Origin of the sequence: Neisseria sp. P0008.S004 (assembly GCF_051962755.1) — a bacterium.
Lineage (GTDB): Bacteria > Pseudomonadota > Gammaproteobacteria > Burkholderiales > Neisseriaceae > Neisseria > Neisseria subflava_A.
This window is the reverse complement of record NZ_JBQCUZ010000004.1, coordinates 170,398-189,337: the sequence shown is the minus strand read 5'-3', so window position 1 is coordinate 189,337 and position 18,940 is coordinate 170,398. Positions and strand designations below refer to the sequence as shown.

At 48.7% G+C, this 18,940-nt stretch carries 21 protein-coding genes and 1 pseudogene; 13 read left to right on the top strand and 9 right to left on the bottom strand.

Features of this window, described 5'->3' with window-relative positions:
• Positions 1–53: 53 nt before the first annotated feature.
• Together bfr (ACTHSW_RS05995) and bfr (ACTHSW_RS05990) are read right to left on the bottom strand one after the other, a co-directional pair.
• Positions 54–527, bottom strand: coding sequence for a bacterioferritin (gene bfr / locus ACTHSW_RS05995; RefSeq protein WP_003680736.1), 474 nt, complete (start codon positions 525–527; stop codon positions 54–56).
• Positions 528–556: 29 nt separating this feature from the next.
• Positions 557–1,021: a bacterioferritin gene (gene bfr, locus ACTHSW_RS05990; RefSeq protein ID WP_101755231.1), complete on the bottom strand. Its 465-nt coding sequence runs from the start codon at positions 1,019–1,021 to the stop codon at positions 557–559.
• A 418-nt stretch (positions 1,022–1,439) separates the two neighbouring features.
• Here bfr (ACTHSW_RS05990) and typA point away from each other — a divergent pair, with 418 nt between their 5' ends.
• Positions 1,440–3,251, top strand: coding sequence for a translational GTPase TypA (gene typA, locus ACTHSW_RS05985; protein ID WP_070461822.1), 1,812 nt, complete (start codon positions 1,440–1,442; stop codon positions 3,249–3,251).
• A gap of 101 nt (positions 3,252–3,352) precedes the next feature.
• Here typA and ACTHSW_RS05980 read toward each other — a convergent pair whose 3' ends face one another.
• Complete coding sequence (locus tag ACTHSW_RS05980; RefSeq protein ID WP_070461820.1) at positions 3,353–4,309, bottom strand: AraC family transcriptional regulator; 957 nt, start codon at positions 4,307–4,309, stop codon at positions 3,353–3,355.
• Between the two features lie 128 nt (positions 4,310–4,437).
• On the opposite strand from ACTHSW_RS05980, the gene ACTHSW_RS05975 reads away from it, so the two are divergent.
• Positions 4,438–4,773 (top strand): carboxymuconolactone decarboxylase family protein, encoded by a 336-nt coding sequence (locus ACTHSW_RS05975; protein ID WP_003686488.1) that lies wholly within the window; start codon positions 4,438–4,440, stop codon positions 4,771–4,773.
• Between the two features lie 112 nt (positions 4,774–4,885).
• Positions 4,886–5,254, top strand: coding sequence for a rhodanese-like domain-containing protein (locus tag ACTHSW_RS05970; RefSeq protein WP_070461818.1), 369 nt, complete (start codon positions 4,886–4,888; stop codon positions 5,252–5,254).
• Between the two features lie 55 nt (positions 5,255–5,309).
• Here the strand turns inward: ACTHSW_RS05970 and ACTHSW_RS05965 are convergent, their stop codons facing one another.
• Positions 5,310–5,648, bottom strand: coding sequence for a hypothetical protein (locus ACTHSW_RS05965; protein WP_004520298.1), 339 nt, complete (start codon positions 5,646–5,648; stop codon positions 5,310–5,312).
• A gap of 98 nt (positions 5,649–5,746) precedes the next feature.
• On the opposite strand from ACTHSW_RS05965, the gene surE reads away from it, so the two are divergent.
• The 8 genes and pseudogenes from surE to htpX all read left to right on the top strand — a co-directional run bounded on the left by surE (position 5,747) and on the right by htpX (position 12,323).
• Positions 5,747–6,502 carry a 5'/3'-nucleotidase SurE gene (gene surE, locus ACTHSW_RS05960; RefSeq protein WP_070461816.1) on the top strand — a complete coding sequence of 252 codons (756 nt, stop codon included), beginning with the start codon at positions 5,747–5,749 and terminating at the stop codon, positions 6,500–6,502.
• A gap of 93 nt (positions 6,503–6,595) precedes the next feature.
• Positions 6,596–7,507, top strand: coding sequence for a peptidoglycan DD-metalloendopeptidase family protein (locus ACTHSW_RS05955; protein ID WP_070461814.1), 912 nt, complete (start codon positions 6,596–6,598; stop codon positions 7,505–7,507).
• A gap of 78 nt (positions 7,508–7,585) precedes the next feature.
• Positions 7,586–9,109, top strand: a complete 1,524-nt coding sequence (locus ACTHSW_RS05950) for a phospholipase D family protein (protein ID WP_070461812.1) — start codon at positions 7,586–7,588, stop codon at positions 9,107–9,109.
• A gap of 43 nt (positions 9,110–9,152) precedes the next feature.
• Entirely contained in the window at positions 9,153–9,686 is a 534-nt protein-coding gene (locus ACTHSW_RS05945) for a C40 family peptidase (protein ID WP_070827048.1), read from the top strand.
• A gap of 29 nt (positions 9,687–9,715) precedes the next feature.
• Positions 9,716–9,811 (top strand): annotated as a pseudogene (locus ACTHSW_RS05940) (deaminase domain-containing protein); the annotation flags it as partial.
• 4 nt (positions 9,812–9,815) lie between these two features.
• The gene (locus ACTHSW_RS05935) at positions 9,816–10,199 is read left to right on the top strand and encodes a hypothetical protein (RefSeq protein WP_070461810.1); all 384 of its coding nucleotides are present in this window, start codon (positions 9,816–9,818) and stop codon (positions 10,197–10,199) included.
• Between the two features lie 184 nt (positions 10,200–10,383).
• Complete coding sequence (hemF, locus tag ACTHSW_RS05930; protein WP_063075822.1) at positions 10,384–11,292, top strand: oxygen-dependent coproporphyrinogen oxidase; 909 nt, start codon at positions 10,384–10,386, stop codon at positions 11,290–11,292.
• 191 nt (positions 11,293–11,483) lie between these two features.
• Positions 11,484–12,323: a protease HtpX gene (gene htpX, locus ACTHSW_RS05925; RefSeq protein WP_070585716.1), complete on the top strand. Its 840-nt coding sequence runs from the start codon at positions 11,484–11,486 to the stop codon at positions 12,321–12,323.
• 48 nt (positions 12,324–12,371) lie between these two features.
• On the opposite strand, the gene hpnC is transcribed toward htpX, so the two are convergent.
• The 3 genes from hpnC to miaA are packed head-to-tail and all read right to left on the bottom strand — an operon-like array spanning position 12,372 to position 14,909.
• Positions 12,372–13,187, bottom strand: coding sequence for a squalene synthase HpnC (gene hpnC, locus ACTHSW_RS05920; protein WP_070461806.1), 816 nt, complete (start codon positions 13,185–13,187; stop codon positions 12,372–12,374).
• Between the two features lie 54 nt (positions 13,188–13,241).
• Complete coding sequence (gene tadA, locus ACTHSW_RS05915) at positions 13,242–13,964, bottom strand: tRNA adenosine(34) deaminase TadA (protein ID WP_070461804.1); 723 nt, start codon at positions 13,962–13,964, stop codon at positions 13,242–13,244.
• A gap of 3 nt (positions 13,965–13,967) precedes the next feature.
• Positions 13,968–14,909 (bottom strand): tRNA (adenosine(37)-N6)-dimethylallyltransferase MiaA, encoded by a 942-nt coding sequence (gene miaA / locus ACTHSW_RS05910; RefSeq protein WP_070461802.1) that lies wholly within the window; start codon positions 14,907–14,909, stop codon positions 13,968–13,970.
• A gap of 217 nt (positions 14,910–15,126) precedes the next feature.
• Between miaA and bioB the strand changes: the two genes are divergently transcribed.
• Positions 15,127–16,179, top strand: coding sequence for a biotin synthase BioB (gene bioB, locus ACTHSW_RS05905; RefSeq protein WP_070461800.1), 1,053 nt, complete (start codon positions 15,127–15,129; stop codon positions 16,177–16,179).
• Between the two features lie 131 nt (positions 16,180–16,310).
• On the top strand, positions 16,311–16,790 hold the full coding sequence (locus ACTHSW_RS05900) for a DUF302 domain-containing protein (protein WP_003680761.1): 480 nt from the start codon (positions 16,311–16,313) through the stop codon (positions 16,788–16,790).
• Positions 16,791–16,844: 54 nt separating this feature from the next.
• Here the strand turns inward: ACTHSW_RS05900 and ACTHSW_RS05895 are convergent, their stop codons facing one another.
• Complete coding sequence (locus ACTHSW_RS05895; protein ID WP_440373791.1) at positions 16,845–17,852, bottom strand: adenosine deaminase; 1,008 nt, start codon at positions 17,850–17,852, stop codon at positions 16,845–16,847.
• A 262-nt stretch (positions 17,853–18,114) separates the two neighbouring features.
• On the bottom strand, positions 18,115–18,894 hold the full coding sequence (locus ACTHSW_RS05890; RefSeq protein ID WP_070461797.1) for a ferredoxin--NADP reductase: 780 nt from the start codon (positions 18,892–18,894) through the stop codon (positions 18,115–18,117).
• Positions 18,895–18,940: the final 46 nt, after the last annotated feature.

Here is an 18,940-nt window from a genome sequence, read left to right as displayed (position 1 = left end):
AGATATGCCGTTGATGGGAGCAGGGACTGCTATATTTGGCAGTGGTTTGTGTTTTAGTCCTCTTGCGCCGCTGTTTGCAGGTAGTTTGGCAAACCAACTTTACCAATTAATTCCTGCTGAGTTTCAAGCCAGTCGATGTGTTCTTCGTTGATGTCTTTTTGTTTTTCCAACAAATCACGGCTGACGTAGTCTTGTTGCTCTTCTGCAAGAGCGATGGCTGCAACCAGAGCATCATGTTTTTCATACTCTTTTTTCAGATCGCAGGCAATGATTTCTTCGGTAGATTCACCGATCAACAGTTTACCCAATTCTTGCAGATTAGGCAGGCCTTCCAAGAACAAAATACGCTCGATCAAATCGTCTGCGGATTTCATTTCGCGGATGGATTGTTTGAAGAAGTGTTCGCCCAATTCTTCAAAACCCCAGTTTTTCAAAATGCGGGCATGCAGGAAGTATTGGTTAATGGTAATCAGCAACAAACCTAAGTTTTTGTTCAGCTCGCGAATAACTAAGCGATCGCCTTTCATATTCAGCTCCTTATATGTTATAGGCTAGATTACAGTTGGCTTTGGTAGTAGTTGCCTTCGCCGACCAATTCGATCAGACGCAGTTGTTGTTCCAACCAGTGAGCGTGATCTTCTTCAGTGTCTTTCAGTTGGGCAACCATCAAATCGCGGGTAACGTAGTCTTGAGCTTCTTCGCACAATTTGATGCCTTTTTTCAACGCATCGCGTACTTCGTATTCAGTATTCAAGTCTGCTTTCAGACAAGAGACTACGTCAGTACCGATGTTCAGTTCGGCACGGGTCATTTTAGGCGTACCGCCCAACATCAGGATACGACGGATGAAGTCTTCGGCGTGAGTGGTTTCTTCTTCCATCTCGTGGCTCAAACGTTCGAACAATTTGGTGTAACCCCATTCAGAGTACATGCGAGAGTGGATAAAATATTGGTCGCGAGCAGCCAACTCACCAGACAATAATTCGTTCATGTAATCAATAACTGCTTGGTTGCCTTGCATAATTCTTTCTCTTTCTTTTAAAAGTTGATAATCACGAATGAAGATTCGTATGTTGTTATGGAATGAGGTAATTGTATGCACAAGTAGCACTTTTGACAAATTTTCTATTTAAAATACAAACAATTATCAAAAAATTTAACCTGCCTAAAAGGCCGTCTGAAAAATTAATCCCCTGTTTTTAATAACAATTTTTTGACATTAATATTAAGAATCCATTGCATTATTCAAAAACATTTACATTCGTTAACCATAAATAAAAGCAAATAATCCAACAAAATCAATCAAATTTAATTATGAATTATTCTCAACTGCTTTTACCTGATTTTTTTGAATCTCCCATTCCGTCATCACTTGCGAATCGTGCTATAATCGCCAGTTATCTTTTTTTTAAGCAACCAGCTAAACCTTATAAATTATCATGAAACAAATCCGCAATATTGCCATCATCGCCCACGTCGACCATGGCAAAACCACATTAGTTGACCAATTGCTGCGCCAGTCCGGTACATTCCGTTCCAACCAGCAAGTCGAAGAACGCGTCATGGACAGCAACGATCTTGAAAAAGAACGCGGCATTACCATTCTCGCTAAAAATACCGCCATCGAATACGAAGGCTACCACATCAACATCGTAGATACCCCGGGACACGCCGATTTTGGTGGCGAAGTGGAACGTGTATTGGGCATGGTTGACTGCGTCGTACTGTTGGTTGACGCACAAGAAGGCCCTATGCCGCAAACCCGTTTCGTGACCAAAAAAGCCTTGGCTTTGGGTCTGAAACCTATCGTTGTTATCAACAAAATCGACAAACCGTCTGCCCGTCCAAGCTGGGTTATCGACCAAACATTCGAATTGTTCGACAACCTGGGCGCAACCGACGAACAATTGGACTTCCCTATCGTCTATGCTTCCGGCCTGTCCGGCTTTGCCAAACTGGATGAGAACGACGAGAGCAGCGATATGCGTCCTCTGTTCGAGACCATTTTGAAACACACGCCTGCACCAAGCGGCAGCGCGGACGAAACGCTGCAACTCCAAATTTCCCAACTGGACTACGACAACTATACCGGCCGCCTCGGTATCGGCCGCATCCTGAACGGCCGCATCAAACCCGGCCAAGTTGTTGCCGTGATGAATCATGAAGAACAAGTTGCGCAAGGCCGCATCAACCAGCTGTTGGGCTTCCAAGGCTTGGAACGCGTACCTTTGGAAGAAGCTGAAGCCGGCGATATCGTGATTATTTCCGGTATCGAAGACATCGGTATCGGCGTAACCATTACCGACAAAGACAATCCTAAAGGCTTGCCTATGTTGAGCGTGGACGAGCCTACCTTGACCATGGACTTTATGGTCAATACTTCTCCTTTGGCCGGTACTGAAGGCAAATTCGTGACTTCCCGCCAAATCCGCGACCGCCTGCAAAAAGAATTGCTGACCAACGTTGCCCTGCGTGTTGAAGATACTGCCGACGCTGATGTATTCCGCGTTTCCGGCCGTGGCGAATTGCACCTGACCATTTTGTTGGAAAACATGCGCCGTGAAGGCTTTGAATTGGCAGTCGGTAAACCGCGCGTGGTATTCCGTGAAATCAACGGTCAAAAATGCGAGCCTTACGAAAACCTGACCGTGGACGTACCTGATGACAACCAAGGTGCCGTTATGGAAGAGCTTGGCCGTCGCCGTGGCGAATTGACCAATATGGAAAGCGACGGTAATGGCCGTACCCGTCTGGAATACCACATTCCTGCACGCGGTCTGATCGGTTTCCAAGGCGAATTCCTGACTTTGACCCGCGGCACCGGCTTGATGAGCCACGTTTTTGACGACTATGCTCCGGTTAAACCTGATATGCCCGGCCGTCACAACGGCGTACTGGTTTCTCAAGAGCAAGGTGAAGCCGTTGCTTACGCCCTGTGGAACTTGGAAGACCGCGGCCGTATGTTCGTTTCTCCAAACGACAAAGTCTACGAAGGTATGATTATCGGTATTCACAGTCGCGACAACGACTTGGTGGTAAACCCTCTGAAAGGTAAAAAACTGACCAACGTCCGCGCCAGCGGTACAGATGAAGCCGTGCGCCTGACTACGCCGATCAAATTGACTTTGGAAGGCGCAGTTGAGTTCATCGACGATGACGAACTGGTTGAAATTACGCCACAATCCATCCGCCTGCGTAAACGCTACCTGAGCGAATTGGAACGTCGCCGTCATTTCAAAAAACTGGACTAATTCTGTTTGATTGATACGTTTTAAAATTAAGGCCGTCTGAAAAGTGTTTTAGAAATCCTAGATTTCATTTTCACACTTTCAGACGGCCTTTTATCATCTGTTCAAATAAAGTAAATCGGTATTTCTTCCGCTTGTACTGCCGCTTCATCAGCGCGATCATTTTTTCGATATTGCCCCGGCGATATCCCATATTGCTTTTTAAATGCCTTGCCAAAATGCGTTTCCGATTGAAAACCCACCGAGAGCGCAACCGATAAAACCGAATCCGCCGTCTGTTTCAACAATAATGCCCCCTGCTGTAAGCGGATACTGTTTACAAAGGCATGCGGGCTTGTTCCCGTCTGCTGCTTAAATACCCGCATCAACTGGGCGCGAGATAAGTTGGCCATCGCGGTCATTTTCTCGATATTCCATTCCTCTTCCGGCTTATCCACTACTGCCTGAAGCAGATTCCGCAGGCGTTTATCCTGCCAACCATTCAGCAAACCGCTTAATTGCGCTTCCCCATTTTTCTCTAGGCTGGCTCGAAGTAGAAATACCAACAACACCGAAGCCAATGCGTTCACAACCGCTACCGAACCTGACAAAGCTTGACCGCTCTCATATTGCAATAACGCCACCAAATACTGCAAAGAAGGATGGTTGATATTCAGTAAAACCGTATCAGGCAGCCCCGCCATAATATCCGCCTGCGCTTCATATTCAAACCGTGCACAGAAAAGATGCAAAGCCGCATCGCCTCCTGCATGACTTTGCTTGACTTTAAATGCGCCTTTTTCACTCGTCAGCACATTAACACCAAGATTTTCACAACTGCTATCGCTGCTCAAAGTATGCCCTACACTACGCGGGAAAAAAATGACATCCCCCGCACTCAGCAGCCTTGCCTCTTGCTCCCCATCAATTCGGATATAACCCGAACCGGCAGTTACGATATGCACCAAACCATGCGCACGCTTGGGCTCATGCCGCACATACCACTTCCCCCGAAAAAGACATTGAACATCCACGCTGCCTTTTACCTGCGCCAATTCGACCAGCCTATCCAAAATATCCATAGTGTTTTTTACCAATAAATGAGATGTTTTGACGATTTTATTCTTCCAATTATTGCAATAATACACACACTAAACACAAACGGATAGGATTTTTTATCTTATCCACTCACATTAAGAAAGGACATATCATGTTTAAAGACTGGCCTGAACATACCGCCTTGGTAAAAAAAGCATTCGGTGAACTGGGTAAAAACCATCCTAAAATGCTGCAAGCCTACGGCGCACTGGATCAAGCAGCCGCTGCCGAAGCACTGGATGCCAAAACACGCGAACTGATCGCCATCGCCGTTGCCATTACCACACGTTGCGAAAGCTGTATCAGCGTGCATGCTGCCGCTGCAGCTAAAGCAGGTGCAACCGAAAGCGAAATCGCCGGCGCATTGGCCACCGCTATCGCTCTGAATGCAGGTGCCGCTTATACCTACGCTTTGCGCGCTTTGGAAGCAGTAGAAACCCAACGCTAATCGGTTTGTAAAATCAGGCCGTCTGAAAGCCAACTCCCCTTTCAGACGGCCTGATGAAATGCTAAACTGATAAAGTTATCATATTGTTTTCTGTCTAATAGGAGATTGAACCATGAAGAAACTGCTGACCGCCGTACTTTTTGCCGCCGCTGTTGCCACTCCTTTGGCCGCTTCCGCTGCCTCTATGCCTAAAATTGAAAAAATTGCGGCACAACCTGCAAAAGCAAAAGGCGTTTGGATTGATGTCCGCTCTGCCGAAGAATTTAAAGAAGGCCATTTGCAAGGTGCGCTCAATATTCCGCATGACCAAATCGTTGACCGCATCAAATCCGTCAGCCCGGATAAAAACGCACCGGTCAACCTCTACTGCCGCAGTGGCCGCCGTGCAGAAGCCGCGCTGACTGAGCTGAAAAAAGCGGGCTACACCAACGTAACCAACCATGGCGGTTATGAAGACTTGGTGAAAAAAGGTTTGAAATAAATCTGGTTGATTTTAAAAAGGCCGTCTGATACTTTTCAGACGGCCTTTATTGACATCACAGACAGCAACTTCCAAATCTCAAACGTTTGCTGAGACCTGTTTCATGAATCAATTGTTTGATAACCAAAATATTGGTGTTATCGGCCAACGCGCGAATGCTATGCGCTTCCATTGGCTCAAGACGGATAACTTGCAAGCCTTCGGTTTGCAAAACTTCGTCCACCGTTTTGATTTCGGCTTTGCCGTTTAAAACCAAAAGCAAAATAATCGCATCCGCCTCATATGCCGGAATTTCATTATTCTTCTGCAGTGAAAGCTGAACAATCTCCTGATTGCCGTCTGAAGCAATCACGCCGCCCAATAAAGCTTTGGGGTCTAACTCATAATGTTTCATTATTATCCTTTCCGCCCAAACGTTGCCGATTCATGGACAATCGCTCAAGCAAACCAGTACAATACGGCCTATCTTACCGATAGACACAATATTGTCACATGAACATATTAATCTCAAACGACGATGGTTATCTTGCGCCCGGTTTGGCTATTTTGGCAAGAGTGTGCTCGGAATTTGCCAATGTTAGGGTGGTTGCGCCCGAACGCGATCGCAGCGGCGTCAGCAATTCCCTGACTTTAGACCGTCCTTTACAACTGAAACAGGCGGAAAACGGGTTTTACTATGTGAATGGTACGCCCACCGACTGCATTCATGTCGGCCAACACGCCCTCGCCGATTTCAAACCCGACTTAGTTTTGTCCGGCATTAACAACGGCGCAAACATGGGCGACGATACGCTTTATTCCGGTACGGTTGCCGCCGCGACGGAAGCCTACCTGATGGGCATTCCCGCCATTGCTTTCTCACTTGCCGACTCCAGCGGCCGTTATTGGGAAACCGCAGAAAAAGCCGCTTGGATACTGCTTTCCTACTTTCTCAAACGCCCTATTTCCGAACCCATCTTATGGAACATCAATATCCCTGCCGTCGCACCTGAGGATATCCAAGGCATAAAAATTACACGGCTCGGCCGCCGTCATCATGAACAAAGCATTGTTCCCATGTATAATCCACGTGGCGAACAAATTTATTGGATTGGGCCGGTCGGCGATGTTTCCGATAGCGAAGAAGGTACCGACTTTGGCGAATGCGCGTCCGGCTTCATCACGATAACCCCCCTGCAAGTCGATTTGACTGCCTACGGACAAATGGAGCAAACTGCTTCCTTTTGGTCAGAAATCCCTGCGCCTTAACAGTCCCTAACAGCCGAACACTTGAGAATCAAGCATATTTTTATTATGATATGCCTCGACGAGAACAATTACCCGAATACGAAAGTCATTAACATGTTGAAAAAAAGTGTATCTTATGCCGGATCGGCAGCTTTGGTTTTATTACTTGCAGCCTGTGCCAGCCAACAACCGGCTCCTGTAGTCGTCGGCACACAAAGCGGTGGTTCAACAACAGGCTCTACCGTTGACAATCCTTACGGCGCAGCGCCTTACAATACCAACACCAGCCCAGCGGCAGATGCTCCATACACTCCGCCGGCAAGTACACCTGCTCCAACATACAACAGCGGCAGCACCGGCACTTACACGCCTTCTTACGCGCCTGTTGATATTAATGCAGCGACACATACCGTTGTTCGTGGTGATACCGTTTACAACATCTCCAAACGTTACAATATTACCCAAGACAATCTGCGTGCATGGAATAACCTGGCCGACAACACCATCAGCATTGGTCAAACCCTGCGCGTGAAACCTGAAGGCTACGTTGCACCTGCAGCTTCTGCAAGCAAACCTTCTACGCCAACAACGACAACCACTGCTCCGGCTCCAAGCACTCCTGCCAATACACCAACCGTATCTACCGGCAGCAGCCGCAACGTCAGCGGCATCACATGGCAGCGTCCGACTACCGGTAACGTTATTGCCAACTTCGGCGGCAGCAACAAAGGCGTGGATATTGCTGGTACACAAGGTCAGCCTGTCGTTGCAGCGGCAGACGGTAAAGTCGTTTACGCAGGCTCAGGCTTGCGCGGTTACGGCAACTTGGTCATCATCCAACACAACTCCTCATTCTTGAGCGCATACGGCCACAACCAACGTCTGCTGGTTAATGAAAACCAAACCGTTAAACGCGGTCAAACCATTGCGCACATGGGTAATACCGATGCATCTCGTACTCAGTTGCACTTTGAAATCCGTCAAAACGGCAAACCGGTCAATCCGGCAAATTATGTTGCCTTCTAAGCTGATTCAAGCAACCTAATTTCAATTCAATCCCTGCCTAAATGTCATTTAGGTAGGGATTGTTTGTACCGGTTTCCCATGAAATTTCATCTTCCCTTTCTTTATACCCTGCTATTGGGCGGTTGCGCCGCGTTTTTGCCATCATTGGACGAACGCACCCAAAGCAGTTATCTTGACATACCTGCAACCCCGCGGCTGGACAGCGCATTAGGTATTCCTTCTACATCCTCCAAGACTGATGTTTCCCATATCTATCTGCTGAACGATGCCCATGAAGCCTTTGTCGCTCGTGCTACCCTGATTGAATCCGCCGACCATACCCTCGATTTACAATACTATATCTGGCACAACGACATCTCCGGCAAGCTTCTGTTCAACCTGATTCATCGTGCAGCTGAACGCGGCGTCCGTGTGCGTTTGCTTCTGGACGACAACAACACCAACGGCATGGATGATCTCCTGCTGGCACTCGACAATCATCCCAATATTGAAGTCCGTCTGTTTAATCCCTTTATTTTCAGAAAATGGCGTGCACTCGGCTACGTTGCTGACTTTCCGCGACTTAACCGCCGGATGCACAACAAATCGTTTACCGCCGACAACCGTGCCACCATTTTGGGCGGACGCAATATCGGCGACGAATATTTTAAGGTTAACGACGATACCATCTTTGCCGACCTCGATATCCTCGCCACAGGCCGCGTAGTAACAGAAGTGTCCCAAGACTTCGACCGCTATTGGGCAAGCCATTCCGCCTACAACGCGACCAGCATTATCAAACGGGGAAACCTGAAAAAAGGATTGGCAGAGCTTGATTACACCGACCAAGATAAAAACCAAACGCTCATCCGCTACCGTCAAAGCATCGAACACTCCAACCTCTATCAAAAAATGCAGAGCAACCTTATGGAGTGGCAAAGCGTCAGCACACGCCTGATCAGCGATGACCCGGCCAAAGGCTTAGACCGCGACCGGCACAAACCGCCTATTTCCGAACGCCTGCAAGACGCCCTCAAGCAACCTGAAAAAAGCGTTTACCTTGTCTCGCCCTATTTTGTACCCACAAAATCAGGTGTCAAAGCCATAGAAAAACTGATACACAACGGCGTGGACGTTACCGTTTTGACCAATTCGCTCCAAGCAACCGACGTTGCCGCCGTCCATTCCGGCTACGTCAAATACCGCAAGCCTTTGCTCAAAGCCGGGGTCAAACTATACGAACTCCAACCCAATCATGCCGTTCCGACCACCAAAGACCGCGGCTTAACCGGTAGCTCCACCACCAGCCTGCATGCCAAAACATTCATCGTGGACGAGAAACGCGTTTTCATCGGCTCATTCAACCTCGACCCACGCTCCGCACGCCTCAATACCGAAATGGGTGTCGTCATCGAAAGCCCCGAAATCGCAGGCCAAATGCAGCGCACCCTCGTTACGACCACCCCAAGCTACGCCTATCAGGTAACGCTTGGCAATTACAACAAACTATACTGGTATGACCCAAGCGAAAAACGAACTTACGCACACGAACCCGAAGCCAAGTTCTGGAAACGGATGACTTCAAAAATCCTGTCCATCCTGCCCATAGAAGGATTATTATAGAGGCCGTCTGAAAACAAAAATCATGCAGCCGGAGGAATTCACCATGTCTCGACTCATCTGCAAAACCCTATTTGTTTGTACCACCTGCTTATTGTTGGCCTCCTGCGGCACCACTGGCAAGCATAAATCCCACAAGCCGCAAACAACCGCCAGAACAATCCAACCTGTCCGCATTTCCCATATCGACCACACCCAAGGTTCGCAGGAATTGATGCTTCACAGCCTAGGCCTGATCGGTACGCCCTACAAATGGGGAGGCAGCACCACAGCCACAGGCTTTGACTGTAGCGGCATGATCCAATTCGTCTATAAAAACGCCCTCAACGTCAATCTGCCACGCACCGCACGCGATATGGCCGCAGCCAGCCGAAAAATTCCCGACAGCAAATTGAAAGCCGGCGATCTTGTCTTCTTCAATACCGGCGGCGCACACAAATATTCCCATGTCGGCCTCTACATCGGCAACGGCGAATTTATTCACGCCCCCAGCAGCGGTAAAACCATCAAAACCGAAAAACTTTCCACTCCGTTCTACGCAAAAAACTATTTGGGCGCACATACTTTTTTTACTGAATAAATCAAGGCCGTCTGAAAGGTATCGCAATATCATCATTAAAGGCCTGTCAATCTTGCAGCAATGTTATTTTAGAGTTTAGAAATCGCTATCCAAATATTCAATTAAATATTTTTACAGGAAAATAGAATCATGGAAAAAATAAAAAATTATATAGAATTCAAGAAATTATTTAAAAATATAACGGAAAAATTTGTCAGAGATTTAGATATAACATTAATTGAAGCAGCTGAATATTCTATAATTGAATTCGAAATTTATTTATCTGAATATCCGGAAGATAGTATATTTATTTTTACAGCATGGGCAATCTATCTGTTAGAAAATAACTGTCTCAATGAAAGAGGAAAAGATAATTTTTTCATCGCGGAAATGAAAAAATGTTATCAACAAACTAATTTGGATAGAATAAAATCTATCTATTCTTCGAGTGACTATCATATTTTTGCTAAGGATGTAAACAAGATTCAACAAACATTTAAATTAAATCTTGCCAATATCATGCAGCAAGAGTAGCAACTGTATTTTTAACCCCGTAATACCTTTCAATCTATTGCCGATGAGTAACGCTTGATTGCAAGATACGCCCATGCAAAAATTTACCCATAATAAAGAAACAGAAAAATAACAATTAGTTTCAACAACTTAAATCATCTTCCGCCCTGTCATTTTACAAATACGAAACCATCAAGGATATATCATGCACACAGAATCCGTTCTAACCCTCCTCAAAACACTGCAAAACCAAATCTGCGCCGCGCTGGAGCAAGAAGATGGCGAAGCCAAATTTGTGCATGAAGTATGGACTGGGAAGCTGGGTATCGGCGAAACCCGTGTATTGAAAAACGGCGCAGTATTCGAGCAGGCCGGTGTGAATTTTTCGCATGTAAAGGGAACAAAAATGCCGGCTTCTGCTACGGCCCATCGTCCGGAATTGGCAGGCGCGGCGTTTGAAGCCATGGGCGTGTCGCTGGTCATTCATCCGAAAAATCCTTATGTTCCGACCAGCCATGCCAATGTGCGCTTTTTTATTGCCTACCCTGAAAATGCCGAGCCGGTTTGGTGGTTTGGCGGCGGCTTTGATTTGACGCCGTTTTATCCTTTTGAAGAAGATATCGTGCATTGGCACACAGTGACTCGGGACGTATGCGCGCCATTTGGAGAATCGGTTTATCCTGAATTCAAACAATGGTGTGACGAATATTTCTATTTGAAACACCGTAACGAAACACGCGGCGTGGGCGGCCTGTTTTTTGACGATTTAAACCGCTGGGATTTCGATACCTGCTTGAATTTTATCAAGGCAGTCGGGGAAGGCTATATCGCAGCGTATCTACCGATTGTGGCCAAACGCAAAAATACGCCTTATGGAGAACGTGAACGAGATTTCCAACTCTACCGTCGCGGACGCTATGTGGAATTTAACTTGGTTTGGGACAGAGGCACGCTGTTTGGCCTGCAAAGCGGCGGTCGTACGGAAAGCATTTTGATGTCCATGCCGCCTTTAGTACGCTTCGAGTATCAATATGCGCCGGAAGAAGGTTCTCCAGAAGCCGCATTAAATCAATTTTTGGTAGCGCGAGACTGGCTGCAGGAATTCGGAAAATAATATCTGTTTGCAATCAGGCCGTCTGAAAAGCTGTTTTTAATCATAAATCCTGCTTTTTCAGACGGCCTTTGCTTCAATTGCTTTGAATTTGCATACCTTTGCCTATTGCGCTGTTTCATCTCTATAGAGTTTTTGAGACAATGCGCCCATATAAAAATCACCTCACAAACCACACTAAAAAGGAATAATCGGTGAAACGCATTTTCTTATTTATCGCAACCAATATCGCAGTTCTGGTTGTCATCCGTGTTATTTTGGCCATCTTGGGCATCAACAGTACCGACCAAGTCGGCAGCCTGTTGGCTTATTCCGCAGTCGTCGGCTTCAGCGGCTCGATTGTCTCCCTGCTGATGTCGAAAACCATCGCCAAACATTCGGTCGGCGCCGTCGTCATCGACCAGCCCCAAAGCGAAGAAGAAGCTTGGCTGTTGGCAACTGTTGAAGCGCAAGCCCGCCAATGGAATCTGAAAACACCGGAAGTAGCCATTTACGACTCTCCAGAGCCTAACGCCTTTGCAACCGGCGCGACTAAAAACAGCTCGCTCGTCGCCGTCAGCACCGGCCTGCTCGACCACATGACCCGCGATGAAGTCGAAGCCGTTTTGGCGCATGAAATGGCGCACGTCGGCAACGGCGATATGGTAACGCTGACGCTGATTCAAGGTATTGTGAATACTTTCGTCGTCTTCTTGGCGCGTATCGTTTCCAGCATGGTGGCGCGCAACAATGACGGCAGCACTTCGCAAGGTACATATTTTATGGTCAGCATGGTATTGCAGATCGTATTCGGCTTCCTCGCCAGCATCATTGTGATGTGGTTCAGCCGCCAACGCGAATACCGCGCCGATGCGGGCGCTGCAAAACTGGTGGGCGCGCCGAAAATGATTGCCGCCCTGCAACGCTTAAAAGGCAGCACCAGCGATCTGCCGCAAACCATGACCGCAATGGGCATTGCCAGCGAATCCAAAGACTCTTGGTTCAGTACCCATCCTTCTTTGGACAACCGCATCAACCGTTTGAAAAACCGCTAATCGAAAACATCAAGGCCGTCTGAAACATCCATTTCAGACGGCCTTTTTTTATTTCTTCATCAAAGCCCGTTTGATGATAATCATCCAGTCTTTCTTATCCAACAGCGGCCGCTGGTTAAACACGTCATATTTGCAACCGTCCAGCTTCTGCAAAATCAACTGGCCGCCGACAATAATCATGCGCAGCTCAAAACCGATTCGCCCTTTGAGGGTTTTGCCCAACGGCGAGCCTGCCTTCAGCATTTGAAAAGCACGTTGGCACTCGTGCGCCATCAATCGTTGAAAGGCGAAGTCGGCTTTGCCGGCCGCAATCTGCCCTTCACTGACTTTGAACTTCCGCAAATCTTCCTGAGGGATGTACACGCGCCCTTTCTGCCAATCTACCGCCACGTCCTGCCAGAAATTAATCAGCTGCAAGGCAATGCAAATGCCGTCGCTTTGCGCCATGCTCACTTCATCGGTTTGCCCGTACAAATGCAGCATAATGCGCCCCACCGGATTGGCGGACAAGCGGCAATAGGCAATCAATTCGCCAAAGTTTTCATAACGGGTTTTGACTACATCCTGACTGAACGCCGCCAGCAAATCATAAAACGGCTGCAACGGTAATTGAAACGGCACAATCGCTTCGTTATATAAACGCTGCATCAATGCCGTTTGCGGTTCCCCTCCTTTTGCAATGCGGTCTAACTCTGCCTTCAGTTTGTCCAGTTGGCGCAGGCGTTCGACTGCTTCGGCATTGCCTTCGTCGGCAATATCGTCCGCCGTCCGCGCAAAAGCGTAAACGGCGTGAACCGGCTTGCGCAAACGGCGCGGCAGCACAATAGAGCCGACTGGGAAGTTTTCGTAATGATTGACTGACATGGGGAAATCCGAAAATTTAAAATAAAGTGTTTTTGCTGACAGGCCGTCTGAAATTCAGACGGCCTTACGTTTGGCCGCAAAGAAATCCTGCAATACGCTTTGGCATTCTTCTGCCAATATGCCGCCCAAAATTGCGGTATGCTTGTTCAGACGTTTGTCGGCAAACAAATCGACCACGCTGCCTGCCGCACCGGTTTTGGCTTCGGCCGCACCATAAATCACGCGCCCGACCCGCGCCTGTATCAAGGCAGATGCGCACATGGAGCAAGGCTCTAATGTGATATACACGTCGCAGTCTGCCAAGCGATAGTTTTGCAAGGCCTTACCTGCGGCGGCAAGCGCATTAATTTCGGCGTGGTGGCTGACATTGTGGTCGCCAATGCAGGTATTGTGTGCCGCTGCGATTGCCTTACCTTGATATACGATGAGCGCGCCAACTGGTATCTCGCCCAAGGCCGCCGATTGTCTGGCCTGTTCTATCGCCAGCCGCATAAAGGTTTCCATATCGTTTTGCGAAGGGAAAACGGCAACAGGCGGATGGTTTTTCAAGGCCTCGCCCAGCTCCGTCTTTCTCTCCTCGGAAATATGCCGGACATCTACACCTGAAACCAGCGCAGCCAGTTGCCACAAGGTGCTTTTGGTTACGGTCAAACCCGACGCTTTCAGCAATAGAAATGTGCGGACTGCGCCGATTTCCTGTAAATCTTCCAGCGTACAAACACCCAATTCTTTTAGCGCGGTCAATGTTTTAGGGGCAAGTGGTGGCGTGGTCAGCATGGATTATTCCTGAAAATGCTGACGCGCCAAGGCTAAGGCCGTCTGAACATAATCGCTGTCTGAGTAAGGATCTAACGTGTGCGCCAAAGGAATTTTCCGCAACCAGGTCAACTGGCGTTTGGCAAGCTGGCGCGTGGCGACAATGCCTTTTTCGACAAAGGTAACATAATCGGTTTCGCCTTCGAGATAATCCCAAGCCTGACGGTAGCCCACGCAGCGCATAGACGGCATATCGGCATGCAGCTGCGGATAATCGCGGCGTAAGGCGTGCATTTCATCGAGGAAACCGTGTTCCAGCATATTTAAAAAGCGTTTTTCGATTTGCTGGTGTAACAAATGGCGGTCTTCGGGAATCAGGGCAACCGTGCATAAATCCAATAAGGGCGCAGCCTGCTTCTGCTCTGTGAAATGTTCGCTCAAAGGCTTGCTGGTCAGAAGATAGACTTCCAAAGCGCGCTCAATACGCTGACTGTCATTGGCTTTCAGACGGCCTGCTGTAATCGGGTCAACTTCCTGCAAACGGCGATATAGGCCTGCCAGACCGTGTTCGTTTTTTTCTGCCTGAAGCTGTGCGCGCACTGCCGCATCCGCGCTAGGTAAGTCGTTCAAACCTTCCGTCAGCGCGTGGAAATACATCATCGTACCGCCGACAATCAGCGGATAGCGACCGCGCGCATGTATTTCGTTCACCAAGCGCACGCAGTCGCCGACAAAATCTGCCGCACTGTAACTTTCCAGCGGCGAAATAATATCAATCAAATGATGCGGTACGGCGGCAAGCTCTTCGGCAGTCGGCTTGGCCGTACCGATGTCCATGCCGCGATACACCAGTGCGGAATCCAAACTGATGATTTCCACCGGCAGCGATTGGGCAATATTTAAGGCCAGTGCGGTTTTACCGCCGGCGGTCGGGCCGAGTACGGCGAAGGCTTTGGGCGCGTTCATAAGAAAACGGAAAAATTAAAAATGCGATTATAGCAAACCCGGGCAAACCATATTTCAGGCCGTCTGAAACATTTGCTCTACATTATCAAAAGCGTTACACTTGCTGCGCCGTTTCAGACGGCCTTTTATATTGATTTCAAACCTGCTGCTGCCGTCATTGCGCCGGCAGTCAAGCCGTCAGCGACACTGCGTCGCTGTAAACACGAAAGAACACACTATGACCGTATCTCCCGTAGCCTTGCGCCGTCAAACCGAGCGCAAGCCGCATCCGACTGCGCGTTATTGGAAAAAATGCGATGTCGAGGCTTTGTTTGGACTGCCTTTCCTCGACCTCGTTTTCCAAGCCGCCGAAATCCACCGCCAAAACTTCAACCCGCGCGAAATCCAACTTTCCACCCTGCTCTCCATCAAAACCGGCGGTTGCCCCGAAGACTGCGCCTACTGCCCGCAATCGGCACACCACAACACCAATCTGGGCAAAGAGCAGATGATGGATGTGGACGAAATCGTCGAAAAAGCCAAAATTGCCCAATCGCGCGGCGCCAGCCGTTTCTGCATGGGAGCGGCATGGCGCGGCCCCAAACCCAAAGACGTGGCTGTCGTTTCCGAAATCATCAGCGCGGTGAAAGGCTTGGGCATGGAAGTGTGCGGCACCTTCGGCATGCTCGAAGACGGCATGGCGGAAGACTTCAAAAAAGCCGGTCTGGACTACTACAACCACAACCTCGACACCGACCCCGAACGCTACAACGACATCATCCACACCCGCAAACACGAAGACCGCATGGATACTTTGGGCAAAGTCCGCAATGCCGGTTTGAAAGTCTGCTGCGGCGGCATCGTCGGCATGAACGAAACCCGCGCCGAACGCGCCGGCCTGATTGCCAGCCTTGCCAACCTCGACCCGCAGCCCGAAAGCGTGCCGATTAACCAGTTGGTTAAAGTAGAAGGCACACCGCTGGCCGATGCCGAAGATTTGGACTGGACGGAATTTGTCCGCACCATCGCTGTGGCGCGCATTACCATGCCCGAGAGCTACGTCCGCCTGTCCGCAGGCCGCAGCAATATGCCGGAATCCATGCAGGCCATGTGTTTCATGGCTGGCGCAAACTCGATTTTCTACGGCGACAAGCTGCTGACTACGGGCAATCCGGACGAAGACGGCGACCGCCTGCTGATGGAAAAATTGAATTTGTATCCGCTGCGCTTTGAATTGGAAGAAGAATACAAAGCCGCGCAGGAAACACCCAAAATCAAAGTCGACTATTAACCGCCATCATAATGCCGTCTGAAAGGACAGGCTTTCAGACGGCATACGGCACTCCTGCACGCGGCGCAACATCAGGCGCGGCGCGTGCCGCCCCGTCCGAAGCCTGATAAACAAACCGATAAGGAAATACGATGAAACACATACTCCCCCTGATTGCCGCATCCGCACTCTGCATTTCAACCGCTTCGGCACATCCTACCGGCGAACCGTCCACCCAAAACGAAACCGCTATGACCACGCATACCCTCACCTCAAAATACAGCTTTGACGAAACCGTCAGCCGCCTTGAAACCGCCATAAAAAGCAAAGGAATGGACATTTTTGCCGTCATTGACCATCAGGAAGCCGCCCGCCGAAACGGCTTAACGATGCAGCCGGCAAAAGTCATCGTCTTCGGCACGCCCAAAGCCGGCACGCCGCTGATGGTCAAAGACCCCGCCTTCGCCCTGCAACTGCCCCTGCGCGTCCTCGTTACCGAAACGGACGGCAAAGTACGCGCCGCCTATACCGATACGCGCGCCCTCATCGCCGGCAGCCGCATCGGTTTTGACGAAGTGGCAAACACTTTGGCAAACGCCGAAAAACTGATACAAAAAACCGTAGGCGAATAAGCCCGTCGCCGACATAAAAGGCCGTCTAAAACTTTTTCAGACGGCCTTTTATCGTTATTCAGCATCAAAACCTTCAATCTTCCGTATCCACTCTTCCTTTTCCTCCTCGCTCAAAAACGAAGCGCGGAACGAATTGGTGCACAAGGTTTTGATTTCTTCCGCACTCAAATCTAAAGCCTCGGCAAGCGCTTCAAAATTGCGGTTCATATAGCCGCCGAAATATGCCGGATCATCGGAATTGACGGTTACCAAGACGCCACGTTGCAACATACGGCGCAAATTGTGTTTCGCCATTTCAAGGAACACTTTTAATTTCAAATTGCTCAATGGGCAAACGCTCAAGGGCATTTGTTCTTTAATCAAACGCGCCATCAACGCCTCATCTTCTTCCGCCCGTACGCCATGATCGATACGGCGGACATGCAGCAAGTCCAAAGCCTCATAAACATATTCGGGCGGGCCTTCTTCTCCAGCATGTGCCACCGTCAACAAACCCTCCGCCTGCGCCTGCGCAAACACGCGCTCAAACTTAGACGGCGGATGCCCCAATTCGCTCGAATCCAAGCCTACGCCGATGATGTGTTCTTTATATGGCAAAGCCTGATTTAAGGTTTCAAATGCGCTTTCTTCCGACAAATGACGCAGGAAACACATAATCAAACGCGTGCTTATGCCCCATTGCTGCCCGGCTTCACGGCAGGCACGGACAATGCCGTTAATCACGGTTTCAAACGCCACGCCCCGCACAGTATGGGTTTGCGGATCGAAAAATATTTCCGTATGCACGACATTGTCTTCATGGCAACGCTCAAGATACGCGCGGGTCAAATCGTAAAAATCCGCCTCGTGCAACAATACGCCGGCACCGGCATAATAAATATCCAAAAACGACTGCAAATTGTGAAAATCATAAGCCTGCCGTACCGCATCGACATTTTCATAAGGAATCGCTATGTGGTTGCGCTTGGCGATTTCAAACATCAACTCCGGCTCGAACGTCCCTTCGATGTGGACGTGCAACTCTGCTTTGGGCAGGGCTTGGATAATTTGTTTGATATTCATATTTTGAGACCTTTGCAATAACATAGGTTACTAAAATTTTATGCTCAATCTCATTTTCAAAATGCAAAACCTTTCTGATTTTTCCTATTTTTTGCTCAATATCAGGAAGGTTTTAGTCAATTGAATTTTTTTGGCGCATTTTTATGCGTCAAATTTCGTTAACAGACTATTTTTGCAAAGGTCTCATTTTCTCTAATTTTCGGTTTATATTTAATATTGAAGGCCGTCTGAAACTTTCAGACGGCCTTTGAACATTTACCTGTTAAAAACCATTTTCCATCATGATTTCGCCGGGGATGCGGTTGCGGTGCATGGCGTAGCCCAAATCCATCAGGGCTTGGAAAGTGTCTTTGACCATTGCCGGATTGCCGCAAACCATAAAGCGCGTATCGACCTTGGTGAACTTGAAGCCGATTTTTTCTTCCAAGCCTCCATTCTTCAGCAATTCGGGAATCCGTTTGCCGCTCAATGCGCCTTCCGTTTCCTCACGCGTAGTGACCGGAACAAAAGTGAATTTATGGAAATATTCTTCAATCAGCGGATGCTTTTTCAAATCAGCAAGGCGTTGGTTGAAAATCAACTCGTCGGCGTAAGAAACTGAATGCACCAAAACCAAACGGTCGAAACGCTGCCAGATTTCAGGTTGCTCGATAATGGAAAGGAAAGGCGCAATGCCGGAACCCGTGCAGAGCATGACCAAATCTTTTCCGTCGGGGAAACGCTCGGGCAAGAGGAAACCGGTAGCCGTTTTATCCAATAAAATAGTGTCGCCCTCTTTCATCGCAGCAAAACGCGCCGACATCGGGCCGCCTTCGATTAATACTGCGAAATACTCAAGCGTATCGGCGTATTCGGCAGACACGACGGAATACGCGCGCCAAATAAAGCCCTCGCCGTCACGGAAACCAAGGCGAGAAAACTGCCCTGCTGAAAAACGGTAGGACTCAGGGCGGCTGATGGCAAAAGTCATCAGCTTAGGCGTATGGTGTTTGATCCACAAGACTTTTTCTTCGGTAAACTTGGCTTCTGGAGAAGCTGCCATAATAGGTTTCCTTGATATTCGGTATCAGTTTCAAATAGGGCTTATT